Here is a 10,717-nt window from a genome sequence, read left to right on the forward strand (position 1 = left end):
GAAAATTTATTAGTGAGCAATGTAAAAACTCCTATTCCACTTATAGATATAGGAGTTTTTTTAGTATTTGCCTTTTAAGTGAGTTAATCATTCGCGATTCTTCTATTCAATCCTGCCCGGATCATACCCAAACTGTTGCTTCTTCTCAATTCGTTCAATCACATCTTGCAATTCATCTGGCTTCAAAAACTCAATCGGAGAGAATCCTTTCTCAAACGTAAGTGTGTCTGCTTCAATCATCAATACATATCGGTCGTTTACCTTTGCAATATGTATTAGGTCTCCGAAATCAGCAAGCAGGGCCTTCACAGAGATATGATCTGCTTTTAGCTTTAATTCCACTTCAGGAGCGTGTTCGACGATTTGAGCAGTCGCTTCCATTACTTCCTCTGTTGAAAATTGTTCCATAATTTCACGCTTTGGACTGGCAGCCCATACTTCCATTGCTTGATCGAATTGTTCGCGTTCTTCCGTACCTTCTTCAAATACATCTTCAATTTGGTCATATACCATGTCCATTACTTGTGTTTTCATAATTTCAGGCATAGAGCGCTCGTATTCAACGAATTTTAAGAAGTCTTCAAAGTAACGGGCGTGTGATGCTTGGTGTATTTTTAGTTCGCCTACTTCGACCATACCTTCTTCAGGCACTTAGACTTAAGGTATACGTAAATTCACGTACTGACAACGGCTACTGGACGTAAAATCAAGCATGGACACAAACATGGCAACATACCGCTTAAATATTCATGATTTTATCGAGTTTTTCAGATACCAATTTTTGCATGTCAGGAAGAACATGGCTGTACGTATTAAGTGTTGTTTCGGTAATGTCGTACGAGGGTTGGCTTTAATTAATTTCATAGTCTTAGCTTTTTTTAATGACGAGCGTACTATTCGAAATACTAAATGAATAGTATAAGATTTCATATTTTTCTAATTGTAGTTCACCGATTAAATTCCATTCATCGAGTACGCCTTTGATTGCTTGTTGTATTTCTTTCGTGGACTCATGACGTTTAATTTTATTTTTCAAATCAAAAAAGTTATTTTCTATAAACAAAATTCATAATATTTATTCTGAATACTTTTTTCAGTATAGAATCTAAAATTGGAGGAACTACGATGCTGAGGAAAAATATAGAAGAACTTCTAACGAAATCCGAACAAAACGGTTGGGGATATGAAGGAATGGCGTTAAGCAGAAATTCACTCATTCATCTATGTTTGAGATTGGAAGATCAAGAAAAAGTTTATCATATTCTGGAACTTGGTGGGGGCCAATCTACTTTATTCTGGAAGTATCTTTCCTCTTCAGGATTATTAAAGATCAAGGTTACAACATTAGAACATGACAACGATTGGGCAACACAATTATCAACACGTGTAGAAGATCTAGAAAACATTACGGTGTATTCACAAACACTAAAGCAAGTTACTGATGAGGAATGGGAAAAAATCTTCTCACATCCTCAATCAGCTCATCTGGTTTGGGAATCTTACGGAAAAGCAGTTCCTCAAAACCAATACAATTTTTTCGGCATTCACAACGCTTTTTACGCTGAGGTAGATCAGCTAGCTTTGGAACAACAATCCTTTGACATCATGATTTTAGATGGTCCACATGGAAATGGACGTTCCCTCGCTTATCCTCTTTTTTGTAACTTTTTAAAATCAGATGCACTACTATTAATAGATGATTTTGATCACTATCCGTTTTTGGAAGATTTACATAAAATATTTCACTATGAAGAAATACATCGACAAGCAGTTGGAGAAAAGAGATGGGTGTTGGTCCAGTTACAGGGGAGAAAATAATGAATGTTTTAGGGTGAATATCATCGAGGGTTCTGTTGCAAAGTTTTTCGAATGAAGCTAAACTGTAGAAAAAATGAGATGAGGAGAATGATACTCAGCCATATCGCAAAGAGCCAGATGTTCAGAACGTACGGTACATAGATCATTGCGAACGCTAAAAGAGTCAGGTCTTATTGATGTTTAAGCTAGATTTGATGGTTATGGGCAGTTCACTAATCTTTATGTATTATTGGAGCTTCCTGATTATTTTAACGAGGGGTTGACAAAAATGGAAGAGAGTCCTTGTTAATTTTGTCACGGAGTCCCTGACGACAAGTGCAGACGAACTATACTCATATCAACTAGACTTACAAGAACTATACTAAAGATTAAAAGTAAAAACCTGAAAGTCTATTTCTAACGAAATAGACTTTCAACATTAATATACTTAGCGGTAATCACTTATATAAAAGAACGCCGCTAATTGATAGTGAGGTACAACGAGCGTATGCGAAGTTGTAAGGTATTAATAAATGTTTTATGGGTATAAACGGGTTTATGAATAATAAAAACTAAGTTTTATATAGAGCACAATATGAAAAAGCTAAAAGGATGTTTAATAGGAGGTGCTTGCGATGAGAGACGTAACAAAACGATTGCAATGTATTCTATTGGAACTAGAATCGTTTACTACAGCGAGAGGTAATCACTTATTGAAAGAGCTGAAATGTATTCGTAAGGAACGACGGAAGGCAAAGGACGATCAAGCGATATTACAGTCGGTTATGCACACGCTAAAAGGCGTTAAGCAGAAAGTCGTAGCGTCGGGAGTGTAACCGGAGTAATTGAACGTCAACAAGAACGCAAGGTCACAAAAGGTTATTGACATAAATTCTACGGTCAAATAACGAGAGTTTTGTCTAGGAAACTACGAATGTATTTAACGATGAGTATTGTCGGTAGGGCAGGCGGTAAGTGTTAAAAAACGTAGAAAAAAGAACCTCTGTAACGACAGAGATTCAAAAGGGATGGAGTAAATACGTCTATTAGGAAGACGCATCGAGTAATGTCTGCTCGATAATTAAATGATAACACGGATTTTCCGAGACTATTAGCGGTAAATGTACCCACTATTGGAAGGCCAAGGAGGAATAACAAATAAACGAATGTTTTTACTGAAAGAAATCTACATCGAGGCGCTAATTCGCCGTAACGTACTCAAAACGGAAGACGGACGAGACTTATGGCAGGCGTCTGACGAAGAATTACATGCGCAATTATTTGACGAGGAGGGAACGGAATGGAAGACATTATCGAAATGGTTGAGCGTCAGATAGCGTCCATGTTTATCGTATCTCATACAATAGAAGGAAGTGGTCGGACAAGTGATTGGTCAGCGATATAAAAGGGCGCAAATTAGGATGTTTCAGTAACCGTATATTTTAAGTGATCACGTAATGGACACAAGGAAGTGGAGAAATAAAAAGAGCGCTAATGACAAGCGCTCAATAAATCGTTAGCATGGAAGCTATTATTCAATATTAAACCTGTTATTTTTATAAAAAATGGTCACGCTTAGATATTTTATAACGTTAATAAATATTGATAAATCCTTTAGTATTGCGGAATAGAGGAAGCCTTCTTCTCAATCCGCTCAATCACATCTTGCAATTCATCTGGCTTCAAAAACTCAATCGGAGAGAATCCTTTCTCAAACGTAAGTGTGTCTGCTTCAATCATCAATACATATCGGTCGTTTACCTTTGCAATATGTATTAAGTCTCCGAAATCAGCAAGCAGGGCCTTCACAGAGATATGATCTGCTTTTAGCTTTAATTCCACTTCAGGGGCGTGCTCGACAATTTGAGCAGTAGCTTCCATAACTTCTTCTGTTGAAAATTGTTCCATAATTTCACGTTTCGGACTGGCAGCCCATACTTCCATCGCTTGGTCGAATTGTTCGCGTTCTTCTGTACCTTCTTCAAATACATCTTCAATTTGGTCATATACCATGTCCATTACTTGTGTTTTCATAATTTCAGGCATAGAGCGCTCGTATTCGACGAATTTTAAGAAGTCTTCAAAGTAACGGGCGTGTGATGCTTGGTGTATTTTTAGTTCGCCAGGCTCCACCATACCTTCTTCAGGCATGTATGGATATTGGATAGATTTCATATTCTTTGTTGTGATGGCCATTTCGACGTTACGAATCAGTGTTGATTCATCTGAAATAGAAGCGACTTTTGGTTCGAAGTCGCATTTCATAACAAACACGAAAGGATCGTCAAAGTATTTACGTAGTTTTGCTTGAGCGATTAAAAATACACCACCGCGTACAGCGCTTGTGTCAAGATATGTATAAACGAGAGGTTCGCTCATATCTTTAAAGTTTTCTTTAGTTTCTGCAAAGCGAATACGATTAAATAAGTTGTAATGAGGATTTGAATCGAGTTCGTGCCCTTCTTCTACAATAAAGCGACCGATCTTTGTTGGAGCTTGTTCAGTTTTTGCATGACGCTCTACTTTTCGTTTTGATATTTTTAATAATTCACCATTCAAAAATTCTTTTAAAGAGCTATCTTCATACTCTTCAGCGTCTAATGTTTGAAAATGTTTATAGCGTTTATCAACTGCTTCACCTTTTCCTTCAACTTGTACCACATAAAAGGAAAGGAAATTTATTTCAAAATCCATATTTATCACCTTGTTTCATTTCATTAACTCTTATCAGTATAGAGATGGAAAAAACTTTCGTCAATTTATATAAGGAAGGGAGAGTCCCTTCCTTATATATTTTTTATTTTCGAAATTAAAAGCCGTCTTCTAATGCTGAAAATGGAATGTTAAGTCTGTTTTCTATTGTACGTAGACGCTGATTTAAACGGTTCAGTCTACGAGTATGGCGTTCAACTGTGTTTTCTAGTTGACGTACTCTTTGTTCAAGCTCATTTACTCGCCGTTCTAGTTGACGGTTTCCAGTGCCAGGGAAAGAGATTGGAAGTTGAAATTGGCGATTTGGATCGTATGGATTAATTTGCTCTGTTTGATCTATATATTGTTGGTATTGTGCTTGTAAATCATATTGAGGTTGAGATCCATATTGGTTATATGGATCATAAGGGTTGTAGGGATACATAAATATTCCTCCATTTCTTAAAGGTGGGTTGAATTCATCATAATGTATGTGCGAAAGCGGAGTAGTGGCACGGCAAATACCTAAATACGCTGAAACGATTGATTGTGTTTGCCTATAAAAACTTGGTTTAAGTTGTTTAATAATGATCATGTATGAGAAATCGGCATTACGGTTTCTGAAGCATGCAGGTGAATAGAGAGGTGAAATGAAAGGGTTTTACATTTGTATTTCATCTGTTGAATGGTATATACTGGATAGAGATAGGTTGCACAAAAGTTACAATCTTATCAAACTCAAAAATTTATATAAATATGTATAGACATTTACAAAAGAAAAGAGTAATTTTAATAGAGTAAAAAACAACTTGTAACATTTTCTAAATATATTGTAAAATGATTGTAACAAAACATACATAAAAGTGACATAATACATAAGAAATAATGTTGGGGAAAAGGAGAGAGTATATTGTTCCGAAAAATAAAGGGTATATTAGTAGGGGTGCTATGCGTAGCTGTAGTAAGTGGTTGTGGCACAAAAGTAAGTGATGTGGCATTAGTAAGTGATTTTGGTGGGAACGTTGTAGAGGCTAAGGCTGATGTACAGGATTCAATTAGCTTAGTGGATGGGCGTACTGGTACTGAAGTGAAAAAAATAGACTTATCGAGTTTAGGCTATTTTGAAGATGAAGCGAAATTCAAAAAATCGGTAACGAAGGTTGCTGGTGAAGTTGGGAAAAGCGTTGACAAAAAGATGGTTCCTTCACGTATAGCGCCGGATGGAAGTTGGCAAGAAGGAAAGCCTTCTTATGAATTAATGGAAAAAGAATTAGTAGACAAATTATTAAATGTAGGTATGTGGGATTCTACTTATCAGTTACCAATTGTGGAGAAAAAACCTACCGCAACATTAGGTGATGCGCAAGGAAGTGGCACTGTAATTGGTAGATATGAAACGAATTTAGGTGGCTCAACAGGTGGCCGAATTGAAAATATTCGTTTGTCTGCGGAGAGCATCAATGGTGTTGTTTTAGCGAAGGGAGACCGTTTCTCTTTTAATGCATTAATCGGTGATACAACGCCAGATAAAGGATATCAATTAGGTAAAGAAATTGTAGATGGTAAATTAGTAGATGGTTATGGTGGTGGCGTTTGTCAAACATCATCAACTCTATACAATGCAGCAGATCAAGCTGGTTTAACAATGGTAGAGAGAACGACACACTCTAAAACAGTAGGTTATGTTCCACAAGGAAGAGATGCTACAATTGCATATCCATATTTAGACTTAGTATTTGAAAACACGAATGATGCTCCTGTTAAGCTTTATATGGGTATTCAGGGCGGAAAGTTAGTTGCTGAAGTACATAAAATGAAATAAATATCATAAGCTATAAGAGTAAAAGATTGGAAGCCGGTATTTCTAAGTTTGTTAGAAGTACCGGCTTTTTGTGTGCAATTTATTAAGAAGAGTAATTTTGATGGGGGTATTGTTCGTATGTACGAAAAAAGTCCGGATTTAATTCTTAGTTTTCCTATTGACATTGTTTTGATTTAGCTGTATTCTTCATAATAACAAATTAATAAATGGAAAAATTTATTAGTTTTCTTATCAAGAGAGATGGAGGGACTGGCCCGATGAAATCTCAGCAACAGGCTACAAAAGTACTGTGCTAATTCCAGCAAACGTATGAGGCGTTTGGAAGATGGGGGAAATGGATTAACATTCAACTCTTCTTATATGTGTAAGAAGAGTTTTTTGTTTAGAGAGGGGGGAGAGAGTGAAATTTGATGTAACGTATTTTTTAGAAAGTTTTCCGCAATTATTTAAGTATGTATACATAACTTTAGGGATTACTGTAGTTTCAATGATTATTTCTTTCTTTATAGGGATTGGCTTGGCGATCATTACAAAAAACAAAACGAAATTTTTATATCCAATTGCAAGGGTGTATATCTCTTTCTTTAGAGGGACACCGTTATTAGTTCAACTGTTTGTGTTGTATTTCGGATTGCCACAAATATCTCCGAGTTTTACAGTACTTACAGCTATGCAAGCAACTTTAATTGGTCTCAGTTTAAATAATGCTGCTTATTTGTCAGAGATAATTCGAGGTTCATTAAATGCTGTAGAATCAGGACAAATGGATGCTTGTTTATCAGTAGGGATGACAAAGGTGCAAGCGATGCGGCAAATTATCTTTCCACAGGCTATTCGTGTAGCGGTGCCGTCACTTGGAAATAATTTTGTTGGATTGTTAAAAGAATCTTCGTTATCTTTTGCACTTGGGGTGGCTGAAATTTTAGCACAAGCGAAAATGCTAGCGGCACAATCGTATCGTTATATGGAAAGTTATTTAGCTGTAGCAATTGTGTATTGGATTATTACAATCGTAATTAGCTGGGGACAGAAAAGGTTAGAAAAGAAACTTGATGCACCATATTTGTAACAGAAATGAGGTGATATATGTGATTGAGATAAGAGATTTGTATAAGTCTTACAAACATAATGAAGTACTAAAAGGAATTTCACTTACTGTAGGTAAAGGAGAAGTGGTAGTCATTATTGGACCTTCTGGTTCGGGCAAATCGACATTATTAAGGTGTTTAAACTTATTAGAACAACCGGAGGATGGCAGTATTAGAATTGAAGATTTAGAGATTCATACGCAGAAACTGTATAAAAAAGAAATAACACAATTACGTCAAAAAACAGCTATGGTTTTTCAAAACTATAATTTATTTAAAAACAAAACAGCGTTGCAAAATATTACAACAGCATTAACGGTTGTGCAGAGAAAAAGTGAAGTTGAGGCAAAGAAAATAGCAAGGGACCTTTTAAAACAAGTGGGCTTAGCGGATAAAGAAGATTCTTATCCAATGATGTTATCGGGAGGGCAACAGCAAAGGATAGGGATTGCTAGGGCAATGGCTTTAAATCCAGCTGTATTATTGTTTGATGAACCGACTTCAGCACTTGATCCAGAATTAGTAAATGAGGTATTGCAAGTTATTAAAGACTTGGCAAGACAGCATATAACGATGGTTATTGTTACACATGAAATGAATTTTGCAAAAGAGGTGGCGGATCGTGTTATTTTTATGGCTGATGGAATTATCGTAGAGCAGGGAACGCCAGAAGAGATTTTTAGAAACCCACAAAATGAACGTACGAAAAAGTTTTTACGGCAATTAAATGCATCTGAAGAAGGAAATCATTTCATTATTTAGGAGGAAGAGTTATGAGAAAATCGTCATTATTACTAACAATAGCATTAACATTATCAGTTGGAGCTTTGTCTGCATGTGGTTCTAATGCAGCAAGTGAACAAATAAATGAAAGAGTAGTGAAAGTTGGGACTTCTGCAGGTCGTAGTCCATTTATTTTTAAAGATGGTGAGAAAGTAAAAGGTTTTGATGCTGAAATTATTGAGGCGGCTGCTAAAAAAGCTGGATATAAAGTAGAATGGAATGTTTCTGATTTTGAAGGATTATTTGGTTTGTTGGATTCAGGCCGTATTGATACGATTGCAAATGAACTATCGGTTTCTCCGGAAAGAAAAAAGAAATATGACTTTTCGATCCCGTATGTGTATTCAGGTTCTGTTTTTGCGGTGAAGAAAGATAATAATACAATTAAATCACTAGAGGATCTAAAAGGAAAGACTGTAGGTGTTGGGCTTGGTACAGCAGGCGAGCAAGAGTTAAAAGCTTTAAATAAAAATAATGCTTTTACGATTAAAACCTTCTCAGAGGATCCGACAGCGGAATTGAATGAGGTAGGGCTTGGGCGTGTTGATGCTTACTATAATGATAAAGTGCAAGTGGAAACAACAATTACAAAGGCGAAATTAGATAATGTAAAAGTAGGATTTGGTCCACTTGAATGGGGAGAGATTGCATTTCCATTTGCAAAAAAGAGTGAAAAGTTAGAAGATATAAATAAAGCGTTAAAAGAATTAGAGCAAGATGGAACATTAAGTGACATATCGAAAAAATGGCTGAAAGTTGATGCTACAAAAAAACAAAATTAAGGTGTATTCGTTGAATGGGGCTATCGCCTATCAACTTATATAAAAAACTAAAGGGAACTAGAGAGGAAGTTATCCATGGTACAAATTCATCCGAAAACACGCATTGGTCATGTTACATTTAAAGTGAAAGATTTAGAGCGTCAAATTGCTTTTTATGAAAATGTTGTTGGTCTAGAGGTAATTAAGAAAGAGGGGAATACAGCATATTTAGCTGGAAAAGGTGGTAAGAATGCTTTACTCGTTCTTGAGCAGGTGGAAGATGCAGCGCCTCAAGAACCACGTACGACGGGTATATATCATGTCGCCTTTTTAGTTCCGACTCGTGAAGCTTTTGCTTCGGCACTATTTGGTGTGCTTCGTAATAAGAACGTAATTGATAGTCCAGCTGAGCAAGAAGGGCGTTATACATATTCAAATGAAATTTTACCAATTTCAAGGTTTAATAGCGCAAGTGATCATACGTATAGCGAAGCGTTTTATTTACAAGATTTAGAAGGGAATGGTATCGAGATTTATGCAGACCGTCCACGTGATCAATGGGGAGAAGGACCAGGAGGAAGTACGCCACTTGATTTAAAAGAACTAGCAACGCTCGTTGATTATGAGTTTGATGGTTTACCAGCCGAAACGGTAGTTGGACACGTACATTTACGAATAGCTGATGTAGAGAAGTCACATGAGTTTTATGTAGATACAGTAGGTTTTGAAGTACAACAGCGTGAAGATGATTGCTTATTCATTTCGGCAGGAGGGTATCATCACCATATCGGTGCAAATACGTGGAATGGGGTAAATAATCCGCACCCGCCAGCACATGCAACGGGATTAAAAGTGTATACCATTGTACTACCACACAAAGAAGCGCTAGATGAAGTAAAAGGAAGATTATTAGAAAAACAACATGAAATAAATGAAACTACAAATGGATTTACGGTAGTAGATCCAAGTGGTATTACAGTGCAATTTGAAGTAGAAGCAGTGTAAAAGAAACCAGAAAGTGTTTAATCACTTTCTGGTTTCTTTTTTTGTGAGTCATTCATAGATCAATCCAATACCTTCTTACAACATTCCCATCTTCTTCAGTAAAATCCTCATCGCGGAGACCACCATTATGTAAAATCGTTTTCTCTGAAGCGGTATTTACTTCGTCGCAAACAACAAGTGCTTTCGTGATGTTTAATTCCTTCGTTTTCTCCAATGATAACTCGAGTAGTTTCGTAGCATAACCTTTTCTTCTTTCAGAAGGGCGAATGCCATAACCGATATGACCGCCAGCATGAAACAAATGCTCTGTTAAACTATGGCGAATATTAACAGCTCCTACAATTCTATTTTCATCTGTAACAAGCCAATATGTAGAATCTGGTACCCAAGTTTTAGGAATATTTATTCCGTTATGTGCATCGATTAATTCTTGAATCATAGCTGGGAAGTTAGAAGGGTCTTTTGAAATAACCCACGGAATCATCGTTTCACCGCTATCTTTCCATTCGTTATAAAAATCTAAATATTCTTCTTGTAAATCGGTAGTAGGTGTAAGTAAAGAGACGTTCATTGTTCGTAGGCTCCTTTGATTGACGTTTTATTTCACAAAAATGCGGCATTTAACAAAAGCGTTTTCTTACTTTCCCAACCTCATTTTATGCAATCCACATCCTGTTTTGAATGAAAATTAGTTTCGCTTTGAAATTTAAAGTTATTTATATGAAAAATAAGGTGGTTTCGTTTTATGTTAATATTAAAAATATTAACAT

The 10,717-nt window shown here is 36.3% G+C and carries 11 protein-coding genes, 1 pseudogene and 1 riboswitch; of the genes and pseudogenes, 7 read left to right on the forward strand and 5 right to left on the reverse strand.

All coding sequences use genetic code 11. The features are described 5' to 3' along the window. Positions 1-102: 102 nt before the first annotated feature. Together KI356_RS09975 and KI356_RS09980 are read right to left on the reverse strand one after the other, a co-directional pair. Positions 103-651 (reverse strand): annotated as a pseudogene (locus KI356_RS09975) (DUF3900 domain-containing protein); the annotation flags it as partial. A gap of 217 nt (positions 652-868) precedes the next feature. Continuing rightward, complete coding sequence (locus tag KI356_RS09980) at positions 869-1,036, reverse strand: hypothetical protein (RefSeq protein WP_212935345.1); 168 nt, start codon at positions 1,034-1,036, stop codon at positions 869-871. An 89-nt stretch (positions 1,037-1,125) separates the two neighbouring features. Here KI356_RS09980 and KI356_RS09985 point away from each other — a divergent pair, with 89 nt between their 5' ends. Together KI356_RS09985 and KI356_RS09995 are read left to right on the forward strand one after the other, a co-directional pair. Continuing rightward, complete coding sequence (locus tag KI356_RS09985) at positions 1,126-1,818, forward strand: hypothetical protein (RefSeq protein ID WP_212935346.1); 693 nt, start codon at positions 1,126-1,128, stop codon at positions 1,816-1,818. A 614-nt stretch (positions 1,819-2,432) separates the two neighbouring features. Then, positions 2,433-2,633 (forward strand): hypothetical protein, encoded by a 201-nt coding sequence (locus KI356_RS09995; RefSeq protein ID WP_238486187.1) that lies wholly within the window; start codon positions 2,433-2,435, stop codon positions 2,631-2,633. 778 nt (positions 2,634-3,411) lie between these two features. Here KI356_RS09995 and KI356_RS10000 read toward each other — a convergent pair. Both KI356_RS10000 and KI356_RS10005 read right to left on the reverse strand, forming a co-directional pair. After that, a complete protein-coding gene (locus tag KI356_RS10000) occupies positions 3,412-4,491 on the reverse strand; it encodes a DUF3900 domain-containing protein (RefSeq protein ID WP_212935347.1) in 1,080 nt (359 codons plus the stop codon). 115 nt (positions 4,492-4,606) lie between these two features. After that, positions 4,607-4,933, reverse strand: coding sequence for a hypothetical protein (locus tag KI356_RS10005; RefSeq protein ID WP_002121259.1), 327 nt, complete (start codon positions 4,931-4,933; stop codon positions 4,607-4,609). Positions 4,934-5,398: 465 nt separating this feature from the next. On the opposite strand from KI356_RS10005, the gene KI356_RS10010 reads away from it, so the two are divergent. The 5 genes from KI356_RS10010 to KI356_RS10030 all read left to right on the forward strand — a co-directional run bounded on the left by KI356_RS10010 (position 5,399) and on the right by KI356_RS10030 (position 9,947). Further along, on the forward strand, positions 5,399-6,310 hold the full coding sequence (locus tag KI356_RS10010; RefSeq protein WP_128282372.1) for a VanW family protein: 912 nt from the start codon (positions 5,399-5,401) through the stop codon (positions 6,308-6,310). A gap of 225 nt (positions 6,311-6,535) precedes the next feature. Continuing rightward, positions 6,536-6,642, forward strand: a riboswitch (SAM riboswitch). 68 nt (positions 6,643-6,710) lie between these two features. Further along, complete coding sequence (locus KI356_RS10015) at positions 6,711-7,379, forward strand: amino acid ABC transporter permease (protein ID WP_212935348.1); 669 nt, start codon at positions 6,711-6,713, stop codon at positions 7,377-7,379. Positions 7,380-7,398: 19 nt separating this feature from the next. After that, positions 7,399-8,160: an amino acid ABC transporter ATP-binding protein gene (locus KI356_RS10020; protein ID WP_212935349.1), complete on the forward strand. Its 762-nt coding sequence runs from the start codon at positions 7,399-7,401 to the stop codon at positions 8,158-8,160. 11 nt (positions 8,161-8,171) lie between these two features. Beyond that, entirely contained in the window at positions 8,172-8,963 is a 792-nt protein-coding gene (locus KI356_RS10025) for an amino acid ABC transporter substrate-binding protein (RefSeq protein ID WP_212935350.1), read from the forward strand. Positions 8,964-9,038: 75 nt separating this feature from the next. Then, the gene (locus tag KI356_RS10030; RefSeq protein WP_128282368.1) at positions 9,039-9,947 is read left to right on the forward strand and encodes a VOC family protein; all 909 of its coding nucleotides are present in this window, start codon (positions 9,039-9,041) and stop codon (positions 9,945-9,947) included. 52 nt (positions 9,948-9,999) lie between these two features. On the opposite strand, the gene KI356_RS10035 is transcribed toward KI356_RS10030, so the two are convergent. After that, positions 10,000-10,518, reverse strand: a complete 519-nt coding sequence (locus KI356_RS10035) for a GNAT family N-acetyltransferase (protein WP_212935351.1) — start codon at positions 10,516-10,518, stop codon at positions 10,000-10,002. Between the last annotated feature and the right edge of the window lie 199 nt (positions 10,519-10,717).

Source organism: Bacillus hominis, assembly GCF_018332515.1.
Classification (GTDB): domain Bacteria; phylum Bacillota; class Bacilli; order Bacillales; family Bacillaceae_G; genus Bacillus_A; species Bacillus_A hominis.

Bases quoted from the DNA above. Each gene is read 5' to 3' on its own strand.
- KI356_RS09985 (WP_212935346.1), top strand. From the start codon at position 1,126: ATGCTGAGGAAAAATATAGAAGAACTTCTAACGAAATCCGAACAAAAC.
- KI356_RS09995 (WP_238486187.1), top strand. From the start codon at position 2,433: ATGAGAGACGTAACAAAACGATTGCAATGTATTCTATTGGAACTAGAA.
- KI356_RS10000 (WP_212935347.1), bottom strand. From the start codon at position 4,491: ATGGATTTTGAAATAAATTTCCTTTCCTTTTATGTGGTACAAGTTGAA.
- KI356_RS10005 (WP_002121259.1), bottom strand. From the start codon at position 4,933: ATGTATCCCTACAACCCTTATGATCCATATAACCAATATGGATCTCAA.
- KI356_RS10025 (WP_212935350.1), top strand. From the start codon at position 8,172: ATGAGAAAATCGTCATTATTACTAACAATAGCATTAACATTATCAGTT.
- KI356_RS10030 (WP_128282368.1), top strand. From the start codon at position 9,039: ATGGTACAAATTCATCCGAAAACACGCATTGGTCATGTTACATTTAAA.
- KI356_RS10035 (WP_212935351.1), bottom strand. From the start codon at position 10,518: ATGAACGTCTCTTTACTTACACCTACTACCGATTTACAAGAAGAATAT.